This is a genomic window from Bradyrhizobium sp. UFLA05-89, from assembly GCF_059803475.1.
Genome location: NZ_JBANBA010000026.1, coordinates 72,955 through 92,010, shown reverse-complemented (window position 1 = coordinate 92,010; position 19,056 = coordinate 72,955). Strand labels below are relative to the sequence as shown.

Below are 19,056 nucleotides of genomic sequence, written 5' to 3'. Positions count from 1 at the left end.
TCTCCCGCTTGATCGCATTCTCGGGATCATCGAACTGCTCGAAATAGACCAGCTTCAGGACGTCGTATTCCTTCGTAAAGCTCTCGACCAATTTCAGCCTGTGCTCGGCCACCCGGCGGACCAAATCATTTGTCACACCGATATAAAGCGTTCCACCGATCTTGCTGGCCAGAATGTAGACGTAGTAGCAGCGTGCGCTCATCTGACGTCTCTGGGATACTGGGTCGCCCGGTCAAGCCGGGCGACGACAGCGGGCGGCAGGTTACTTCATCTAAGACGATCACTCCCCCGCTTGCAGCTTGCGCGGGAACAGCTCTGGGCCGCTTGCGACGAGCCGCGGCCCCTCCGGCGCGTCAGTCTTGCTGAAATCGAGCTCCTCGATGCGGCCGGCGCGCTTCTCGATCTTGTCGGCCGAGATCAGGACCTGGCGCACGTCCTCGTTCACGTCGGCAAAGTGCTTCTGCAGTTTCAGCACGCGATCGCGCAGGCGACCGAGATCGTCGCCGAGCTTGATCACCTCGGTACGGATCTGGTCGGCGGCGTCGCGCATGCGCGCGTCCTTCATGATCTGCTGCATGACCTGGATTGCGAGCATCAGCAGCGAGGGCGACACCAGCACGACGCGGGCGCGATAGGCCTTCTGGATCACGTCGTCGAAGCCATCGTGGATTTCGGCATAGACCGACTCCGACGGCACGAACATCAGCGCCATCTCCTGGGTCTCGCCGGTGACGAGATATTTTTCGGAGATGTCGCTGACATGCTTCACCACGTCGCCGCGCAGCCGCTGCGTGGCGATGCGCCGCTCCTCGTCGGTGCGCGCGTCGTGCAGCGCAGTCATCGCCTCCAGCGGAAATTTGGCGTCGATGCAGAGCGGGCGCTGGTCGGGCAGGAACACCACGCAGTCGGGCCGCTTGCCGGTCGAGAGCGTGAACTGGAACTCGTAGGAGCCCTTCGGCAGCCCGTCCTGGACGATCGCTTCCATCCGCGCCTGGCCGAACGCGCCGCGCGACTGCTTGTTGGCGAGCACGTCGCGCAAGGTCGTCACCTGCGTGGTCAGGTCGGTGAGGTTCTTATGCGCGCTGTCGATGATCCCGAGCCGCTCGTGCAGCGCCCGCAGGCTCTCCATGGTGTTGCGGGTCGTATGCTCCATGGACTGGCCGACGCGATGGGTGACCGAATCCAGCCGCTCGTTGACCGCGCGCGCCATCTCGGCCTGGCGGCCGGCGAGCGCCTGCGCCATGGCGTCGACGCGGCCCGACGCCTCGCTCTGGGCGTGCAGCATCTGGCTCAGGCGCTCCTCCAGCTCGTCGGCCCGGATGGTCTGGGCCATGGCGAGTTCCGCGCCCCGCCGCGAGCCGCGCGCAATCACGATGGCGATCACGAGGAGCAGGATGAGGGCCAGCACACCGAAGCCGATCAGCGCATCCACGGTGCGCACCGGCCAGTCGCCAGCGGTAAAAATGATCTCGTTCATGTAGTCCTTCTAGCCGATTCGCGAGAGCGCGCGAACGAAGAGGGAACATTTATGGTTAACCAGCAGTGAATTTTTATGGTTAACGGAAGCCTAATTTTTATGGTTAGCGAACCTTTAACGGTGTTCCCGGCCACATTGACCGCATCGGGCGGCCGGCTTAAATCGCCGCCATGGCCCTAAGAGAAATCATCATCCTGCCCGACAAGCAGTTGCGTCTGGTCTCCAAGCCGATCGAGAAGGTCACGGCGGAGATCCGCAAGCTTGCCGACGACATGTTCGAGACCATGTACGACGCGCCCGGCATCGGGCTTGCGGCGATCCAGGTCGCGCAACCCCTGCGCCTCATCACCATGGACCTCGCCAAGCGTGACGAGAACGGCGAGACCGCGCGAGAGCCGCGCGTCTTCATCAATCCGGAGATCGTCGCCTCATCCGAGGAGCTGTCGGTCTACGAGGAAGGCTGTCTGTCGATCCCCGAATATTACGAGGAGGTCGAGCGGCCTGCGAAGGTGCGGGTGCGCTTCATCGATCTCGACGGCAAGCTGCACGAGGAGGATGCCGAAGGGCTCTACGCCACCTGCATCCAGCACGAGATCGACCATCTCAATGGCGTGCTGTTCGTCGACTATTTGTCGAAGCTCAAGCGCGACCGCGTGTTCAAGAAGTTCGAGAAAGCCGCCAAGCGCGCGGTGGAGTGAGGCGCCTCCTCCGCCGTCATGCCCGGCCTTGTGCCGGGCATCCACGTTCTTCGCTCCGCGAGCAAGAAGGGCGTGGATGGCCGGGACAAGCCCGGCCATGACGAGTACCTTGCTCGTTCTGAGGATTGTCTCGCCCCATGCCTCTCCGCCTCATCTTCATGGGCACGCCCGATTTTTCCGTGCCGACGCTGCTCGAGCTCGTCGCGCATGGCCACGAGATCGTGGCCGTCTACACTCGCGCGCCGAAGCCGGGCGGGCGGCGCGGGCTGCAGTTGCAACCGACGCCGGTGGAAGACGCCGCGCGAAAGCTCGGCATTCCCGTACTGACACCAAAGACGCTGAAGACGCCGGAAGCGCTCGACGAATTCCGCGCATTCGACGCCAATGCGGCCGTCGTGGTCGCTTACGGCATGATCCTGTCGCAGGCGATCCTCGATGCCCCAAAGCTCGGCTGCTACAATCTGCATGCCTCACTGCTGCCACGCTGGCGCGGTGCCGCGCCGATCAACCGCGCGATCATGGCTGGTGATGCCGAGAGCGGCGTCATGGTGATGAAGATGGACGTGGGGCTGGACACCGGCGACGTCGCCATGGCCGAGCGTCTTGCGATCTCGGACACCATGACCGCCGCCGATCTGCACGATCGCCTCGCCCGGCTCGGCGCAGACCTGATGGTGCGCGCCGTGGCCGCGCTCGAACGCGGCGGGCTCCAGCTCAAGAAGCAGAGCGAGGACGGCGTCACCTATGCGGCCAAGATCGACAAGGCCGAGGCGCGGATCGACTGGAGCAAGCCGGCGCGCGCGGTCCTACGCCACATCCACGGCTTGTCGCCGTTTCCCGGCGCCTGGAGCGAGCTCACTGGCGTGACCGAGAACGCCCGCGTCAAAATCCTGCGCTGTGAGCTAGCAAAAGGCTCGGGTGCGCCGGGCGAGGTGCTCGACGACCTCCTCACGATCGCCTGCGGCGAGGGTGCGATCCGCATCATCGAGCTGCAGCGCGAGGGCAAGGCGCGGATGCAGGCTGCGGACTTCTTGCGCGGCGTGCCGCTGAAGGCGGGTGCGAAATTCACCTGACACTGTCATACCCCGCGAAGGCAGGGTATCCAGTACGCCGAGGCACTTGAAAATTGGACCGAACCGTCACGGCGTACTGGATCGTCCGCCTGCGCGGACGATGACACCGGGAAAAATGCCCCGCTACAAGCTCACCATCGAATATGACGGCGCGCCGTTCTGCGGCTGGCAGGTGCAGGAGACGCTGCCTTCCGTGCAGGGCGCACTCGAGATGGCCGTGAAGGCAATGTGCGGCAGGGCGGTGCGCGTGCACGGCGCCGGCCGCACCGATGCCGGCGTGCATGCACTTGGCCAGGTCGCGCATGTCGATATCGAAAAGCCCTTTGCGCCGGATCGCCTTCGCGATGGCCTGAACGCGCATCTGCGCCCCGCTCCGATCGCGGTGCTCGAAGCTGAGATCGTGCCGGAAACTTTCGAGGCGCGCTTCTCGGCCATCAAGCGCCACTACCGCTATCGGATCGTCAACACGCGCGCCAACCTCGCGCTCGATGCCGGCCATGCCTGGCGCGTGGCGCGCCGGCTCGACACCGACGCCATGCACGCGGCCGCACAGCGCCTGATCGGCAAGCACGATTTCACGACCTTTCGCGATACCGAGTGCCAGGCCAAATCGCCGGAGAAGACGCTCGACCAGCTCGACGTGCTGCGCGACGGGCGCGAGGTGACGATCCTCACCTCGGCGCGCTCTTTCCTGCACAGCCAGGTCCGCTCGATGGTCGGCTCGCTGGTCTGGGTCGGCGAAGGCCGCTGGAGCGCCGATGACCTCTCCGCGGCGCTCGCCGCCCGCAACCGCGCCGCCTGCGGCATCGTCGCCCCGCCGCAGGGGCTGTATCTGGTGCGGGTGGATTACTAAGCGACGAGCGACTGAGGCTCTTGCCACGCTCTCCATTGTCATTCCCCGCGAAGGCGGGGAATCCAGTACGCCGCGGCTCCTCCGTATTCGTCGCTGTCTCTGGAATACTGGATCGTCCGCCTTCGCGGACGATGACAGCGGAGTGGGAGGCGACGGCGGAGTGAACGGCGGCAGCGGAAGCCCTAAGCGAAATACCGCGTCAAAATCCCGCGATAGACCTTCGTCAGCTTCTCCAGGTCCGCCACCGTTACGCGTTCGTCGACCTGGTGCATGGTCTGGCCGACGAGGCCAAATTCGATCACCGGGCAATAGCTGGAAATGAAGCGCGCATCCGAGGTGCCGCCTGATGTCGACAGCTCGGGCTTGCGTCCCGTCACCTCCTCGATCGCGGAGACCGCGAGATCGGTGAACGGGCCGGGCTTGGTGACGAACACGTTGGAGTTCGAAGGCTCCCAGGCGATGTGCGCGCGGATGCGGTTGCCGCAGGCTTTGGTCAGCCGCGTCTCGACCAGCTCACGCAGGCTCGCCTGCGTGTGGTTGTCGTTGTAGCGGATGTTGAACTTGGCGCGGGCCTGGCCGGGGATCACGTTGTAGGCGGAGTTGCCGACGTCGACGGAAGTGAATTCCAGGTTGGAGGCCTGGAATTGCGCGCTGCCATGGTCCAGCGGCTCCTCCGAGATCGCCACGATCAGCCGGGAGATATCAGGCACCGGATTGGACGCGCGGTGTGGGTAGGCGACGTGGCCTTGCCGTCCCTCGACATGGAGCGTGCCGGATTGCGAGCCGCGGCGGCCGACCTTGATGGTGTCGCCGAGTGTCTCGACATTGGAGGGCTCGCCGAGCACGCAATGATCGAACGTCTCGCCGCGCGCCGCGGCCCACTTCAACAGCTTGATCGTGCCGTTGATCGAGACGTCTTCCTCGTCGCCCGTGATCAGGAAGGAGATCGAGCCCTTGCCGTCAGTGCGCGCCTTGCCGCCGTTCGCAGCGAGATGCTCCAGCACCGCTGCAACCGAGCAGGCGATGCCGCCCTTCATGTCGACCGCGCCGCGGCCGTGCAGGACGCCGTCCTTCACCTCGCCGGAGAACGCACCGACGCTCCAGGCGCTTTCATCACCCGGCGGCACCACGTCGGTGTGGCCGGCAAAGGTGATATGCGGACCTTCGCTGCCGATCCGCGCGTAGAGATTGTCGACATCGGCAAAGCCTGCTTCGGAGAAGGTCACGCGATGGCAGGTGAAGCCGGCCTCAGTGAGGAGCCTTTCGAGCACCCCGAGCGCACCGGCATCGGCCGGCGTTACCGAGGGACAGCGGATGAGATCGCGGGCAATGGACAGGGCATCGGTCATGACCCCCGCTTAACATGCATGCCGCTGGGCGGGCTAGCGCTGGGCGGGACAAATTCGAGCTCGCTCTGCTGGTCCCAGGGCTGCGACGCGCGAGCCGATTCCGATATCGGCGTCGTCCCGGCGCAGGCCGGGACCCATTACCACAGGGCGTAGTTTGGCGAAGATTCGTTGCCCGGTACTTCGACGATCCGCAACGAGGGATTCCGCGGTACGGGTCCTGGCTTTCGCCAGGACGACCTTGGAGACGCAGATCAATCCCGCAGCAGCTCGTTGATGCTGGTCTTCGATCGCGTGCGCTCGTCGACGCGCTTCATGATCACCGCGCAGGCGGTGCTTGGGCCGATCTGGCCGTTCTTCATCGGCTTGCCGGGCAGCGCACCCGGCACCACCACCGAATATTCCGGCACTTCGCCGACGAAGACCTCTCCGGTCTCGCGGTCCACGATCTTGGTCGAAGCGCCCAGGAACACGCCCATGGCCAGCACCGCGCCCTTGCGCACGATGACGCCCTCGGCAACCTCGCTGCGCGCGCCGATGAAGCAGTCGTCCTCGATGATGACGGGCTCGGCCTGCAGCGGCTCGAGCACGCCGCCGATGCCTACGCCGCCGGAGATGTGCACGCGCTTGCCGATCTGCGCGCAAGAGCCGACGGTCGACCAGGTGTCGATCATGGTCGCCTCATCGACGTAAGCGCCGAGATTGACGAAGGACGGCATCAACACGACGTTGCGCGCGATGAAGGCCGAGCGGCGCACGATCGCGCCGGGCACGGCACGGAAGCCGGCGTCGCGAAACCGGTTCTCGCCCCAGCCGTCGAACTTCGAGGGCACCTTGTCCCACCAGGAGGCCTTGCCGGGACCACCGGGAATGGCACTCATGTCGTTGAGGCGAAAGGAGAGCAGCACCGCCTTCTTCAGCCACTGATTGACCTTCCACTTGCCGCTGGCCTCACGCTCGGCGACGCGCGCCTCGCCCTTGTCCAGAATCTCCAGCGCATGATCCACGGCCTCGCGAACTTCGCCCTTGGTGGAGGTCGAGATGCCGTCACGCGCATCGAAGGCGCCGTTGATGGTGGATTCGAGGGCTTGGAGGGACATCGGGATTTCCTCTCGGGAAGACGGAGATGCGTGATGAATTGGGACGCTTTTTCGGGATTCGGGCCCGCGGAGTCAAGGCATACTCAGCCGGGCTACGATTTCGGCGACAGCCTCGCCAAGAACCCCGCCAGATCATCCGTGACATGGTCGACATGGGCGGCGTCGCGGCCTTCCAGTTCCCAGTCCTCGCGGACCACTTCCTTCGTGCCGTCGGGCACCACCAGCACCGTGGTCATGCCGAGCTCGTGCGGAACGGTGAGGTTGCGGGCGAGGTCCTCGAACATCGCGGCCCGGGTCGGATCGACCGCGTGCTGGCTCAGGAATTTCTGGTAGGTCTGCCGCGCCGGCTTCGGCTCGAATTCGGCCGCGATGATGTCGAACACCGCATCGAAGTGCGTGGCGAGGCCGAGCCGTGACAGCACGGCATCGACGTGGTCGACCGAGCCGTTGGTCAGGATCAGCTTGCGCCCCGGAAGCTTCGCGATGGCCTCGCCGAGCGCCGGGTTCGGCTCCAGCGGCGAGTGGTCGATCTTGTGCACATAGGCGAGGTAGTCGTCGGCGCGCACGCCATGCAGTGTCATCATGCCGCGCATGGTGGTGCCGAAGCGGCGGTAATAGTCCTTCTGGATATTGCGGGCTTCCTCAGCCGTCACGTTCAGCCAACTGCAAACGAACTCACCGATCCGCGCATCGACCTGCTGCCACAGGTTGACGTGATGCGGGTAGAGCGTGTTGTCGAGATCGAACACCCAGGTGTCGATATGGGTGAAGGGGCGGGGTGGGGTCATCACAAATCTCTATCCGTTGACCGCGGCGGCGCTCTGCGCTCAATCGTCGTCCTGGCGAAAGCCAAGACCCATACCGCGTGATTTATCGATGGGGCACTCTGGTCGTCGTTCTTCGCCAAACCCAATCCTGGGGTAGTGGGTCCTGGCTTTCGCCAGGACGACGACGGAGTGTGTGGCGTCGTCGTCATCATCCCATCAACACCATCACGGCATCGCAAAGCGCAGCGTCTTGCCGCCGCTGCTCATGTCCACCGCGCCAAATCCCGACGCCGCAAATCCTCGCGCTCCACAATCGGCCTGCTCGTTGGTTTCGAACTTGGTCTCGCGCGTGCAAAGCTGCTTCTCGCCGCCCCAGTTCAGCGGCTTGTCCTTCAGCTTGATGGTGCGGTTGTCGGCGTCGACGGCTTCCGCAAAGCTGAAAATCTGTTTCGGCTGGCCGGCGACGTCAGGATGCAGGCACTTGCCGGGATCGATGCGGTACCAGCCGCGGCTCGTCACGGCCTTGCCGTCGTCGGTCGCGACCGCCGCCATCACCCTGTGCGGGGTGTCGTTGCACCAGGTCAGGCCGCTCGTTGACGGTGTCTGCACCGCGTCAACCATGGTCTTGAAGAGGTTGGGCGACTGCACGACGTCGGACGGCAGTCCGCGGCTCCTGAGGAAAGCGGCGAGCGCTGATTGCGTCTTCGGCCCGTCGACGCCGTCGATCGCGCCGGCGTCATAGCCGGCGATCTCCAGCAGCCGCTGGATGCCGGCGAGCCGGGCCTGCTCGTCGTCATACTCTGAGTCCTCGGCCAGATAGGCGATGAGGTTGCCGTCGTCGCCCTGGGTCGGCGTCACCTGGGTGAAGGCGGCTTGCGTTTGCCCGCTGCGGCATTGGCGCGCGGCGGCGATCACGAAATTCTCCTGCGCGATGCACAGCATGTCGCTGCCGTTCTGCGGGATCGGCGAGGCGCCATAGACGCCGAGCGCGCGGGCGTTGAGCAGGATACGGTCGGCGGTCAGCGTGCCCTGCACCACCACGCGGCAGGTGGCGGGATCGATCCGGAACCAGCCGCGCGTCGCGGTCGCCGCCTTGTCGTCGATGCCGATCGCGGCTTCCACGACATAGGACATGCGGTTGCAGATCTTGAGGTCGGCGAGAGCCGGGGCGGAGGAGAAGAAGAAAGACAAAGCCGCTGTCGGCAGGGTCATCAGGAAGCGAGTGAGGGGAGAGCGACCGTGCCGCCTCGTTCTCTGCTCGTCATGCCCGGGCTTGTCCCGGGCATCCACGTTCTTTGTATGGGCCGAAAGGTCGTGGATGGCCGGGACAAGCCCGGCCATGACGTCTCTCTTTTGCCGCTCGTCCATCACTTGTGGATCAGCGTTCCCGTGCCCTGGTTGGTGAAGAGCTCGAGCAGCACCGCGTGCTGCATCTTGCCGTCGATGATGACGACGCCCTGCACGCCCTGTTCGAGCGCATAGATGCAAGTCTCGACCTTCGGGATCATGCCGCCGGAAATGGTGCCGTCGGCGATCAGCTTCCGCGCGTCCTTGACGGAGAGTTGCGGGATCAGCTTCTTCGACTTGTCGAGCACGCCCGGCACGTCGGTGAGCAGCAGCAGACGTTTTGCCTTCAGCGCGCCGGCGACGGCCCCTGCAAAGGTGTCGGCGTTGACGTTCAGCGTCAGGCCTTCCTTGGAGGTCGCGAGCGGCGCCAGCACCGGGATCAGCTCGTAGCCGATCAGCTGATTGAGCAGCGTGAGGTCGACCTTCTCGGGGTCGCCGACGAAGCCGAGATCGACCGCCTTCTCGATATGCGAGTCCGGATCGATGATGGTGCGCGTCGTCTTCGACGCCTTCACCATGTTGCCGTCCTTGCCGGACAGCCCCACGGCCTTGCCGCCAGCTTCGTTGATGTAGCCGACGATCTGCTTGTTGACGGAGCCGGCCAGTACCATCTCGACGATCTCGATGGTCGCGGCATCGGTGATGCGCAGGCCGGCGGCGAATTCGGAGACGATGCCGAGGCGCTTGAGCATGGTCGCGATCTGCGGCCCGCCGCCATGCACGACCACCGGATTGATGGCAGTCTGCTCGAGCAGCACGATGTCGCGGGCAAAATTCTTCGCGGTCTCCTCGTCGCCCATGGCATGGCCGCCATACTTGATGACGATGGTTTCCTCGTCGTACTGCTGCATGTGCGGCAGCGCTTCGGACAGGATGCGGGCCTGGTCGAGCGGAGAGATGTCGGTCATGGGGCGGATCTCGCTGGCGGGACTGTCGGCCGCGTTCTATCCGATTGGCGGCGTTCACGCAAAGCGATGTTCCTACCCTCCCTCTTCAGGGGAGGGTAAGTTGAAGCGTTACTTCCTTGGCCACATCGAAGCGACGCTCACCGCCAGCCAGCTCGCAATCAACAGCGTGCCGCCGGTCGGCGCGGCATAAGGAAACAGTCCGTGGCCGGCATATTGGCGCACGGTGAGGTCGCCCGCGAACAATCCTGCCCCGATTACGAAGCCGAACGCTGCGACAAGACCAATTTCGCCGTGCAGAAGGCCGTGCGCGATCAGTGCGACGGTGGCAAATATGATGGTTGCATGAAACAGCAGCATGGCGCTTGCCGGGCCAAGCCGGCCCGCGGCGTCGCCATGGGCGGCGGCTGCCGCCAGCGCTACGCCGGCCGCGCCCATCAGGCCGGCAAGGACGATCGGCAGGCGCAACAATCGTGGCATCACGATGCCCGCTCTTCCAAGAGCCGCGCCATCGCGGCGCGCAAGCTCTCCATGCCGGTCGAGCTGCGCGAGGAGGTCGCGAGCACGTTGGGAAACGCGGCCGGGTGCTTTGCCAGCGCCGCTTCGGTCTCGGTGATGCGGCTGCCAAGCTCGGAAGCCTTCACCTGATCGGCCTTGGTGAGCACGATCTGGTAGCTGACGGCCGAGCGATCGAGCGTCTTCAGGATTTCGAGATCGACATCCTTGAGGCCATGCCGCGCGTCGATCAGCACGTAGACGCGCGCCAGTGACGCGCGGCCGAGCAGGAATTTGTGAATCAGGTCGGTCCAGGATGCGACTTGCGTCTTCGGCGCCTTGGCATAGCCATAGCCGGGCATGTCGACGAGCCGCAGGCCGGTGTTGTCGGGGCCCTCGAAGAAGATCAGCTCCTGCGTCCGCCCTGGCGTATGCGAGGTGCGCGCGAGATTGTTGCGGCCGGTCAGCGCGTTGATCAGGCTGGACTTGCCGACATTGGAGCGTCCGGCAAAGGCGACCTCCAGCCCCGCCATCGGTGGCAGCGTTTGAATCGAGGGCGACGCCCACACGAACCGCCACTCGCGCGCGAACAGCTTTCGCCCCGCTTCGATCAGCCTGTCGTCGATGTCGTCACTCATGCCACGGCCCAGTGCTAGTCCCTCATGGTGAGGAGGCGCGTCAAGCGCCGTCTCGAACCATGAAGACCCCGGTGCCCGTGGCCATCCTTCGAGACGCGGCCTTGCGGCCGCTCCTCAGGATGAGGTTCGAAGTTGTGGCTACGTCGCCTTCTTTGCGAACGTCGCCTTGAGATTGTCGAACAGCTCCACCTTCACGCCGTTGCGGCGCATGATGAAGCTCTGCTGGATCACCGAGAGCGTGTTGTTCCAGGCCCAGTAGATCACGAGGCCCGCGGGGAAGCCCGCCAGCATGAAGGTGAAGATCAGCGGCATCCAGTCGAAGATGATCTTCTGCGTCGGATCCGGCGGCGTCGGGTTGAGCTTCATCTGGAACCACATCGTGATGCCCATGATGATCGGCCAGACGCCGAGCGCGAGATAGTGGCCGAACACCGGGATCGTGGTCGGATCGAACGGGATCAGCCCGAACAGCGTGAACAAATTGGTCGGATCCGGCGCCGAGAGGTCCTTGATCCAGCCGTAGAAATGCGCGTGCCGCATCTCGATGGTGACGAACAGCACCTTGTAGAGCGAGAAGAACACCGGGATCTGGATCACCACGGGAAGACAGCCGGCGACCGGATTGATCTTCTCCTTGCGGTAGATCTCCATCATCTCCTGCTGCTGCTTCACCTTGTCGTCGGGATAGCGCTCGCGGAGCGCCTGAAGCTGCGGCTGGATCGACTTCATCTTCGCCATCGAGGCGTAGGACTTGTTCGCCAGCGGGAAGAACAGCAGCTTCACGATCACGGTCACGAGCAGGATCGAGATGCCGAAATTGCCGAAGAAGCGGTAGAAGAAGTCGAGCCCCAGGAACATCGGCTTGGTGATGAAGTAGAACCAGCCCCAGTCGATCAACAGATCGAAATGGTTCAGGCCGAGATCCTTATTGTAGCCGCCGAGCCCGGCGAACGGGAACACGCCGACGACGCCGGCTTCCTTGGCGCCCGCAAACAGCCGCGCATTGGCCGTCGCGGTGCCGCCGATCGCGACCGTGACGGGATCGAGCAGATAGTCGGTCTGGTAGGTGTGCAAATTGCCGGTGGGGTTCGACGAGAAACGGGCCTGGAGCTGGGCATTGGTGTCGGGCAACAGCGCCGAGGCCCAGTACTTGTCGGTCATGCCGAGCCAGCCGTTGGTGGCCTTGAAGTTCACCTGCTTGGCTTCGTCGATCTTCTTGTAGGCGTATTCCTGCAAGCCCTGGTCGCCGAGATAGCCGATCAGGCCTTCATGCAGGATGTAGTAGCCCGAGACCTGCGGCGTGCCGTGGCGCGAGATCAGGGCGAAAGGATAGAGCGTGACCGGCGCATTGCCGACGTTGCTCACCTCGTCCTTGATGGTGAAGAGATAGTGGTCGTCGACCGAGATGGTGCGGCGGAAGCTGAGGCCCTCGCCATTGTCCCATTTCAGCACCACCGGCGTCGACGGCGTCAGGCTGCCGCTGCCGTCCTGCTGCCAGATGGTCTGGGCGTCCGGCAGCTTGGCCGTGACACCCGTCGCCGGCACCCAGCCGAACTCGGCGTAATAGGGTTCCGCCGTGCCCGAGGGCGAATAGAGGACGATCGGCGGCGAACTCGGATCGACCGTTTCGCGGTATTGCACCAGCGCAAGGTCGTCGATGCGTCCGCCCTTCAGCGAAACGCTGCCGGCAAGCCGCGGCGTGTCGATCTTCACGCGCGGGGCTGCGGCAAGCGCGGTGTCGCGGGCAACGACCGGCTGGGCCTGCTGGTTCGCGGCCGGCGCCGCCGACGGCTGGCCTGCGTTGCCGGCTTGCGGCGTGGCGCCGGGCGTCGCGGTGGCTGTCGGCTGCGGCGTGCTCTTCTGGAGCTCGGCCTGAGCCTGCTGCTGCGCGCGCTGCTTCTCCATCTGCGGCACGTTGTAGAAATACTGCCAGGCGATCAGCACCAGGCCGGACAGAATGACGGCGATGATGGTGTTGCGATTGTCGGTCATCTCTGGATTCTCGTCATCAGTCCGGTTTGCGGCCCGTGAGTGAGGGCTTCTGCCCACGTCCCTTCGACGCCGGGCGCTGCGATTGGGCGAACGCCGCGCGGAGGTCGTCGAGCATGACCGCGAAGTCGCGCGTGAGCGCGTCCCTGCGGCCGACTAGCACATAATCATGGTGGGGGTGCATCGACACTGGGTCGCAGCGCTTCACCAGTTCGCGAAGCCTGCGCCGGATGCGATTGCGCTCGGTGGCAGTGCCGTTTTTTTTGGTAACGGTAAAGCCGACCCTGATCGGGCCGGCGTCATCGCGGCAACGGCTTTGCAGGACGAACGCGGGCCTGTTCACCCGCGCGCCATTGGCAACGGCGAGGAAATCCGCCCGCTGCCTCAGCCGATCCATGATGAAATCCCAAAAAGGGCCAGTCCGGCTCAGGCGCTCAGACGCTTGCGGCCGCGGGCTCTCCGGGCGGCGAGGACCTTGCGGCCGCCGGCGGTGGCGAGGCGGGCACGGAAGCCGTGACGGCGCTTGCGCACCAGTTTGCTGGGTTGATAAGTCCGCTTCACGGGTTGTTCTCCGCTGACCGGGCAATTTGCCTTTGGAATTGATGGATACGTCCGAAAGATGCGGCCCAAAGCGGGCCCTTTCCGGCCCCAAAAGAGCCGCTCCCGGTGTCACACCGGGTCATCGCGGACAATTCGGCGCGGCTTATAAGGGAGCGTCCCCTTTTCGTCAACGCTGCGCGGCGGGTCCAATTGGCGAATATCGCTGTTTCCGCGGGGTTTTTCCCAGTGGAGGTAGCGACTCGCAGTTTCCGCGCCTACATCCTACGTTGGCAGATTAGCGATCCGTAATTTGACCGACCGGTGTCAGGGGCCGCATCCTCCGCGAGTCGAGGCCAACGAAGGCGATATTCGTGTCAGCGACAGACCTTCAGCCCGCCCAAAGGGGCTTGGAGCGCCAGGACCTAGGGCGCCAAGACCTGGAATCCATGGGGCCGCCTGACCCGGCGGCGGTGCGGCCGCGTGCCCCGCGCCGGCTCGGCCTGTCCGGCAAGCTGCTGCTGCTGACCGTCCCCCTCGTGATGATCGCGGCGAGCATGCTCTACGTGCCCGCGATCGCCAACTTCTGGGTCAACCGGCTGAACGACCGCGTCGCCGCGGCGAACACCGCAGCGCTGGTGCTCGACGCCGCGCCGCTCGGCATGGTCCCGGACTCGCTGTCGCGGCAGATTCTCAGGAGCATCAATGCGCGCGCGGTCGCGATCAAGATGGGCCAGCAGCGCCGTCTGCTCGCCAGCGCCGACTTGCCTGCCGCGATCGAGCACGACATCGACCTGCGCGAGATGACGGCATGGCAGGCGATCACCGGCTCCTTCCAGATGATGCTGGAGACCGGCAACCAGGCCATCCGCATCGTCGGCCCGGCGAGCGGCAATGCGCAGTTCATCGAGGTCGTCACCGATGAATTGCCGCTGCGGCAGGCGATGTACCGCTTCTCCCGCAACGTCGTGGTCGTCGCCCTGTTCATCGCGGTCCTGACCGCGGGCCTCGTCTATCTCGCGCTCCACTATCTGTTCGTGCGGCCGATGCGGCGGCTGACCGCGAGCCTGGTGGGCTTCCATGAAAACCCCGAGAGCTCGGCGGGAATCATCGTGCCGAGCCAGCGCGGCGACGAGATCGGGGTTGCCGAGCGCGAGCTGTCGGACATGCAGCGCGACCTGATGTCGATGCTGCATCAGAAGAGCCGGCTCGCGGCGCTTGGCCTTGCCGTCTCCAAGATCAACCACGATTTGCGCAACCTGCTGGCCTCAGCGCAGCTGTTGTCCGACCAGCTTGCGAGCGTGCCCGATCCGCGGGTGCAGCGCTTTGCGCCCAAGCTCGTGCGCTCGCTCGAGCGCGCCATCGCGTTCTGCCAGTCGACCCTGTCCTACGGCCGCGCCCAGGAGGCCGCGCCCGATCGCCGCCTGATTTTGATCGAGCCGGTGGTCGTGGAGGTGCGCGAGACCGCGGGCCTTGGCTCCGATGCCTCGATCACCTGGGTTGCCGCAATCGAGCGCGGGCTGTCGATCGATGCCGACCCCGACCAGCTGTTCCGCGTGCTGCTCAACCTCGTCCGCAACGCGGCGCAGGCGCTGGAAACCCACGCCGCGAGCGCGACCAGCCCGCAGCAGATCCGGATCACCGGCAAGCGCGAGGGTGCGGTCGCGATTCTGGAAGTTTCCGACACCGGCCCCGGCGTGCCGACAAAGACCCGGGAGCACCTGTTCGAGGCGTTCCAGACCTCGGGCCGCCCCGGCGGCAGTGGTCTTGGGCTCGCGATCGCCGCCGAGCTCGTCCGCGCCCATGGCGGCGACATTCACCTCGTCGAGGGCACCATCGGCGCCACCTTCCGGATCGTGATCCCCGACCGCCCCGTGGAACTCCTCTCCATTCGCAACGAGCGGGCGAGGGCGTAAGGTCGGCCAGCGGCCGACCGGCGCCGCGTTTCCGAGCACCCACGCGTCATTCCGGGGCTCGCGTAGCGAGAACCCGGAATCTCGCGCCAAAACCTCTGGATTCCGGGCTTGATGCTCCGCATCGCCCCGGAATGACATCGTGGGGAGGCGCAAATGCCCCAAATACCGCCCTCCCAGACCTTGCCAACCGGGACAAGAGCGGCTAGTCAGAGCGCTCTTTCGCACCCCCTCAGGCTCCGTCCGGAGGCTGCGTGCGGGCCTCGCCCGCACAGCTGTTTGCGAAACACGCGCCCGTAGCTCAGCTGGATAGAGCATCAGACTACGAATCTGAGGGTCGGACGTTCGAATCGTTCCGGGCGCGCCATTTCGCAGCAAAGCCGGTCACTCAAAACCTGCCGTCCGCGTTCACCGTTCGAGCTGGCTCAGGATGCTGGCGTCGGTGATCTTGTCATCGTCGGCGAGCATGGCCGCCTTTGACAGGATGATCGACAGCATGTTGTCGCCCTCGAACGGCAGGCGCACCTCGGCCCCGGCCCACGCCGCCGACGCCGGGACGATGCACAGATACCGGTCGTTCGGCTCCATGAGGATGCTGCCGGAGCCAAGATGAATCTTGTAGGCGCGCCGCTTGCCCTCGACGCGCAGATATTTGCCGTCGACGATGCGGGAGACCTTGCCGATGGCTAGACTCGGCAGAAGCGCCGTCAACAGAGCAAGGCGCGTCTCGGCCATCGCGCTGAGATCGCCGAAAGCCTGCCTCCGCCAGTACGCGGTGCCGACCGTGCGGCGCCACTGGTTGGGATGTTCCGCGGCTTGGCCGCCATCGGCCCAATAGGGGTCGTTCGCGACGGAGGCGACGCCGACGAACAGGTCGCAATGGCGCATCACCTCGGACAATGCGAGCGGCGGGACGTCCTCGATATTGACGACTGCTCCCCTTTCCGGGCCGCGCGCCGATGCGACGACCGGCTTGGCGGGATCTGCGATCCGGTAGAAGCGGAGCTGATCGGTCGTCAGATAGAGATAAGCCTGCGACTCGCTGACCTCGGGATCATCGCCGCCGGCGCCCGCCGTCCAGAATTCCGCGACGAGACCCTGCCGCGGCAGCACGATGTGCGTCGGCTCGTCGTTGGGCCTGTCGGCCCAGATACGATGCGTGATCATCCAGCCATTGAGGCGCGCCAGCGCCATGAGCTGGTGCTGCTTGACGATGTGCCCGGCAAAGCGGTTCGAGTAGGCGCCGGTACGCCGTTCGGCGTCGGTGACGAGATACACTTCCCGGTGCGCCTGCTTGAACGGCTGCGTGATATCCAGTGCACGGAGCTTCTCCCGCCATGCCATCACCTCCTCGACCGCACAGCCGATCGGATGCCAGAGCGTGATCTCCGCGCCGTCGATCGAAACCGGCTTGCCGCTCACGTCGGTCATGCCGTCATCTGACCATATGGCAGCGACCCGGCCGTCTCCGTGGTGCACGTTCCAGATCAACCGGCGGCTCAGCGCGCCGAGCAAGGGATGCTCCGCGTAACGCTGCCGCCAGATCTCGGCCGTCCAGCGCCGGTCATCGAGCCACAAGCGTTGCAGGCGTGGAGGCTGAACGGCCAGATCAGCCTCGATCTCCTTGGCAAGCGCCTTGACCGACTTGATCGCGTCCTTGTGCTCCTTGAGCGCGGCCGGGACGGATTTGGACACTTTCCCGTTCGCCGCGCGCCACGTCACGTCGATCGAGGCCGTGCCCGCGATCGCCAGCAGCGCCGCGCCTTCACCGACCGCGATCTCGGCGGCGCCGCGCGCGTTAAGGTCATGCGTCGGGATCGACAGCTCGTCGAGCTCGCTGCGGGCGATGCCCGCTTCGGCCGCCGCTTCGTTCAGCGCCGCCTCGATACGCTTTTTCACCTTCGGATATTTTATGCGCGTCAGCAGCCGGGCCAGATAAGGCACGCCGCCACCCTCCTTGAGGTGGATCAAGGCCCACAGGCAGGCGTTGCCGAGGCGCTCGTTGCGCATGCCCCAGCCGGGAACGGCATCGAAGCAAACGTTCTGCGCGTAGCGTGTCAGGAACGGTCCGACAGCATCGGCTGCACAGTCGGCCGAGAGGTAGACGACCGCGCGTGCCAGATTGTCGGTCGGAAATCCCATCGCCGGCGTGAGGATGTCGAGCACCGTGGTCAGAAACGCGGTCCGCTGCTCCGGACTCAAGCTCGCGATAGACGGGCGCGCGGCCTTCATCCACTTGTCCGACGGCGCGCTCTTGCCCTCGAGTTCGTAGGCGTGACCATGCAGCGCCTTCCACGCCGCATGAAATTCCGCGGGCGCCTGTGCGGCCTTTCGCATCCGCTCCATGAGCGCTTCTGGGAACTGGCGTCTGTTCGTATGCCAGTGGCTTATCGCCCACTCTTCGGCAAACCCTTCCTGTGTCATCCCCTCCGTGACCTTAAATCGCGTTGTGGGTTGCTCAGGTCCCTTCAGATAGTCCTCGATGAAGGCGAACTCCTGCGGCGCACATTTTCGCAAGTCGTTGAGATTGCCGTAGTAGGTCGTCAGCTCCTTTTCGAATGCAACGGCGTTGGCCCATCCGTTCAGTATGGGGCGCGGCGGCAACGGCCCCTCGGCTGTAGCCTTGGCGCCCGCTGCGGCGCCGGTGTTGTCGAGCGCGGCCTTGAGGCGGTGCGCAGCCTGGGCGCGAAAAGACTTGTCGGCCGCCCAAACCCCGTCGTGCTTCGCGATCCACGCAAGACATGCGACGGCGGCCTGTCTGGTTTGCGGCGCGGGTTCCGCCTTCATCGTCGCAATCGCAATGTTGATGACCCGAAGGTCCTGCATCACGTTTGCGGTTGGCATCGCGATGAGCAACGCGGCAGCCGCCGCGTCGCCGGCGACGACCTTGGTCCTGAGAAGCTGACCGACCAGATCCGGAATTGGACCCGATAAGTTGCAGGAAATGTTGCCAATGCCTGTGATACTCGAATACTCGCTGTAAGGAGGGAATTTCGCGACTTTTCCTGCTACCAGCGCCTCCTTGCGGCGATCTACCTCGACAATCATGGCAAGTGCTTCCCCCTTCGCGGGTGGGGAAAAAGCCAATATCTCCGCTGCGAGAGACTTCTGCACCTCTTGCGGGGCTCTCTCGCAGAGCGCCTCGATCAATGCCTTGAGCGTTGGACTTGTCTCCTCGCAAACATGGGCGACGGCCAGGCGCGACGTATCCTTTGCCCGCTCCTCGCGCTGAAAAAGGGCGCTTTCGGAAAAATTGCGCCCGAGCCGTTGATACAAGGGCTCGACGGCGTTGAAGGCGATGCCATAACGATGGGACTCCCACGCAAAGCCATCGATCGCGTCGGCGGCCTCGGCGAGTGCTCGTCGCTGCGCGTGGCTCATCGGCTCGGGCGTGCAGCCAACAAGGAACTTGGCAAGGTGCATGGGATGACACGTCCCAGGCACCGGTAAGTGGATGCGTGCGGCGCGCGCCAAAGCGGCAACTGCCTCATCGTCGAGCTGGATCTTCGAGTTCTCGATTGACCAAACGGCGCGATCGAGCAGGGTCGCCCAGATCTTGGCTTTGGCCGCTTGAATCGTTTCAGGCGATGTCGCGTTGATATACGTGATGACCGCCGAGGTCTGCGCCGCGCGTGCGACGAACCGCAGCCGGTCGCTCGTGGGTAGCTCGCCGACGATCTGCGCCGGCCGACAGTAGTCGATATCATGGGAACTGCGATCGGTGTCGAGGCACTCGGCCAGAAAGGCATCGAGCGCTGCGACGCCCGACCGCCGCATGTCGGCGATCAGCGCGTTCATGTCGATGCGCGAGCGAGGGACATCCGGCGACCAATCCTCGAGGGTACGGACCTTCGTGGTGGTGAACAAGTCGAGCAGCGCCATGCATCATGCTCCTTCAAACTCTAACGTGCGTTGAAA

The 19,056-nt window shown here is 64.7% G+C and carries 17 protein-coding genes and 1 tRNA gene; 5 read left to right on the top strand and 13 right to left on the bottom strand.

Annotated elements, in window-relative coordinates; translation table 11 throughout:
• Both SO139_RS16360 and SO139_RS16355 read right to left on the bottom strand, forming a co-directional pair.
• Positions 1-202, bottom strand: a 202-nt coding sequence (locus tag SO139_RS16360; protein ID WP_498540227.1) for a GIY-YIG nuclease family protein, incomplete at its 3' end; no start/stop codon positions are given.
• Positions 203-280: 78 nt separating this feature from the next.
• The gene (locus tag SO139_RS16355; RefSeq protein WP_498540226.1) at positions 281-1,477 is read right to left on the bottom strand and encodes a DNA recombination protein RmuC; all 1,197 of its coding nucleotides are present in this window, start codon (positions 1,475-1,477) and stop codon (positions 281-283) included.
• A 170-nt stretch (positions 1,478-1,647) separates the two neighbouring features.
• Here SO139_RS16355 and def point away from each other — a divergent pair, with 170 nt between their 5' ends.
• From def to truA, 3 genes are all read left to right on the top strand, one after another.
• On the top strand, positions 1,648-2,175 hold the full coding sequence (gene def / locus SO139_RS16350; protein ID WP_449378221.1) for a peptide deformylase: 528 nt from the start codon (positions 1,648-1,650) through the stop codon (positions 2,173-2,175).
• Between the two features lie 137 nt (positions 2,176-2,312).
• On the top strand, positions 2,313-3,248 hold the full coding sequence (gene fmt, locus SO139_RS16345; RefSeq protein ID WP_449378220.1) for a methionyl-tRNA formyltransferase: 936 nt from the start codon (positions 2,313-2,315) through the stop codon (positions 3,246-3,248).
• Between the two features lie 115 nt (positions 3,249-3,363).
• Positions 3,364-4,101, top strand: a complete 738-nt coding sequence (gene truA, locus SO139_RS16340; RefSeq protein ID WP_449378219.1) for a tRNA pseudouridine(38-40) synthase TruA — start codon at positions 3,364-3,366, stop codon at positions 4,099-4,101.
• Between the two features lie 182 nt (positions 4,102-4,283).
• Here truA and dapE read toward each other — a convergent pair whose 3' ends face one another.
• From dapE to rpmH, 10 genes are all read right to left on the bottom strand, one after another.
• The gene (dapE, locus tag SO139_RS16335; RefSeq protein WP_449378218.1) at positions 4,284-5,450 is read right to left on the bottom strand and encodes a succinyl-diaminopimelate desuccinylase; all 1,167 of its coding nucleotides are present in this window, start codon (positions 5,448-5,450) and stop codon (positions 4,284-4,286) included.
• 251 nt (positions 5,451-5,701) lie between these two features.
• A complete protein-coding gene (gene dapD, locus SO139_RS16330) occupies positions 5,702-6,547 on the bottom strand; it encodes a 2,3,4,5-tetrahydropyridine-2,6-dicarboxylate N-succinyltransferase (RefSeq protein ID WP_449378217.1) in 846 nt (281 codons plus the stop codon).
• A 92-nt stretch (positions 6,548-6,639) separates the two neighbouring features.
• The gene (locus tag SO139_RS16325; RefSeq protein WP_449378216.1) at positions 6,640-7,335 is read right to left on the bottom strand and encodes a pyrimidine 5'-nucleotidase; all 696 of its coding nucleotides are present in this window, start codon (positions 7,333-7,335) and stop codon (positions 6,640-6,642) included.
• Between the two features lie 204 nt (positions 7,336-7,539).
• A complete protein-coding gene (locus SO139_RS16320; protein WP_498540228.1) occupies positions 7,540-8,526 on the bottom strand; it encodes a DUF1036 domain-containing protein in 987 nt (328 codons plus the stop codon).
• A gap of 155 nt (positions 8,527-8,681) precedes the next feature.
• A complete protein-coding gene (gene argB, locus SO139_RS16315) occupies positions 8,682-9,569 on the bottom strand; it encodes an acetylglutamate kinase (protein WP_449378215.1) in 888 nt (295 codons plus the stop codon).
• Positions 9,570-9,677: 108 nt separating this feature from the next.
• A complete protein-coding gene (locus tag SO139_RS16310) occupies positions 9,678-10,046 on the bottom strand; it encodes a DUF423 domain-containing protein (RefSeq protein ID WP_449378266.1) in 369 nt (122 codons plus the stop codon).
• Positions 10,046-10,699 carry a ribosome biogenesis GTP-binding protein YihA/YsxC gene (yihA, locus tag SO139_RS16305; protein ID WP_449378214.1) on the bottom strand — a complete coding sequence of 218 codons (654 nt, stop codon included), beginning with the start codon at positions 10,697-10,699 and terminating at the stop codon, positions 10,046-10,048. The genes SO139_RS16310 and yihA overlap by 1 nt, the downstream gene beginning before the upstream one ends.
• A gap of 138 nt (positions 10,700-10,837) precedes the next feature.
• Positions 10,838-12,691: a membrane protein insertase YidC gene (yidC, locus tag SO139_RS16300; RefSeq protein WP_498540225.1), complete on the bottom strand. Its 1,854-nt coding sequence runs from the start codon at positions 12,689-12,691 to the stop codon at positions 10,838-10,840.
• Positions 12,692-12,707: 16 nt separating this feature from the next.
• Positions 12,708-13,085 carry a ribonuclease P protein component gene (gene rnpA / locus SO139_RS16295; protein WP_449378212.1) on the bottom strand — a complete coding sequence of 126 codons (378 nt, stop codon included), beginning with the start codon at positions 13,083-13,085 and terminating at the stop codon, positions 12,708-12,710.
• A gap of 29 nt (positions 13,086-13,114) precedes the next feature.
• Positions 13,115-13,249, bottom strand: coding sequence for a 50S ribosomal protein L34 (rpmH, locus tag SO139_RS16290; protein WP_008542748.1), 135 nt, complete (start codon positions 13,247-13,249; stop codon positions 13,115-13,117).
• Positions 13,250-13,599: 350 nt separating this feature from the next.
• Here rpmH and SO139_RS16285 point away from each other — a divergent pair, with 350 nt between their 5' ends.
• Complete coding sequence (locus SO139_RS16285; RefSeq protein ID WP_449378211.1) at positions 13,600-15,141, top strand: ATP-binding protein; 1,542 nt, start codon at positions 13,600-13,602, stop codon at positions 15,139-15,141.
• Between the two features lie 287 nt (positions 15,142-15,428).
• A tRNA-Arg gene (locus tag SO139_RS16280) sits at positions 15,429-15,505 on the top strand.
• A 41-nt stretch (positions 15,506-15,546) separates the two neighbouring features.
• Here SO139_RS16280 and SO139_RS16275 read toward each other — a convergent pair.
• On the bottom strand, positions 15,547-19,020 hold the full coding sequence (locus tag SO139_RS16275) for a DUF4132 domain-containing protein (protein ID WP_449378210.1): 3,474 nt from the start codon (positions 19,018-19,020) through the stop codon (positions 15,547-15,549).
• Positions 19,021-19,056 lie beyond the last annotated feature (36 nt).

What these genes read in the sequence shown, in the direction of transcription:
- yidC (WP_498540225.1), bottom strand. Translation starts at nt 12,691, where the DNA reads ATGACCGACAATCGCAACACCATCATCGCCGTCATTCTGTCCGGCCTG.
- dapD (WP_449378217.1), bottom strand. Translation starts at nt 6,547, where the DNA reads ATGTCCCTCCAAGCCCTCGAATCCACCATCAACGGCGCCTTCGATGCG.
- SO139_RS16355 (WP_498540226.1), bottom strand. Translation starts at nt 1,477, where the DNA reads ATGAACGAGATCATTTTTACCGCTGGCGACTGGCCGGTGCGCACCGTG.
- truA (WP_449378219.1), top strand. Translation starts at nt 3,364, where the DNA reads ATGCCCCGCTACAAGCTCACCATCGAATATGACGGCGCGCCGTTCTGC.
- dapE (WP_449378218.1), bottom strand. Translation starts at nt 5,450, where the DNA reads ATGACCGATGCCCTGTCCATTGCCCGCGATCTCATCCGCTGTCCCTCG.
- SO139_RS16275 (WP_449378210.1), bottom strand. Translation starts at nt 19,020, where the DNA reads ATGGCGCTGCTCGACTTGTTCACCACCACGAAGGTCCGTACCCTCGAG.
- SO139_RS16320 (WP_498540228.1), bottom strand. Translation starts at nt 8,526, where the DNA reads ATGACCCTGCCGACAGCGGCTTTGTCTTTCTTCTTCTCCTCCGCCCCG.
- argB (WP_449378215.1), bottom strand. Translation starts at nt 9,569, where the DNA reads ATGACCGACATCTCTCCGCTCGACCAGGCCCGCATCCTGTCCGAAGCG.
- rnpA (WP_449378212.1), bottom strand. Translation starts at nt 13,085, where the DNA reads ATGGATCGGCTGAGGCAGCGGGCGGATTTCCTCGCCGTTGCCAATGGC.
- SO139_RS16310 (WP_449378266.1), bottom strand. Translation starts at nt 10,046, where the DNA reads ATGCCACGATTGTTGCGCCTGCCGATCGTCCTTGCCGGCCTGATGGGC.
- def (WP_449378221.1), top strand. Translation starts at nt 1,648, where the DNA reads ATGGCCCTAAGAGAAATCATCATCCTGCCCGACAAGCAGTTGCGTCTG.
- SO139_RS16325 (WP_449378216.1), bottom strand. Translation starts at nt 7,335, where the DNA reads ATGACCCCACCCCGCCCCTTCACCCATATCGACACCTGGGTGTTCGAT.
- yihA (WP_449378214.1), bottom strand. Translation starts at nt 10,699, where the DNA reads ATGAGTGACGACATCGACGACAGGCTGATCGAAGCGGGGCGAAAGCTG.
- fmt (WP_449378220.1), top strand. Translation starts at nt 2,313, where the DNA reads ATGCCTCTCCGCCTCATCTTCATGGGCACGCCCGATTTTTCCGTGCCG.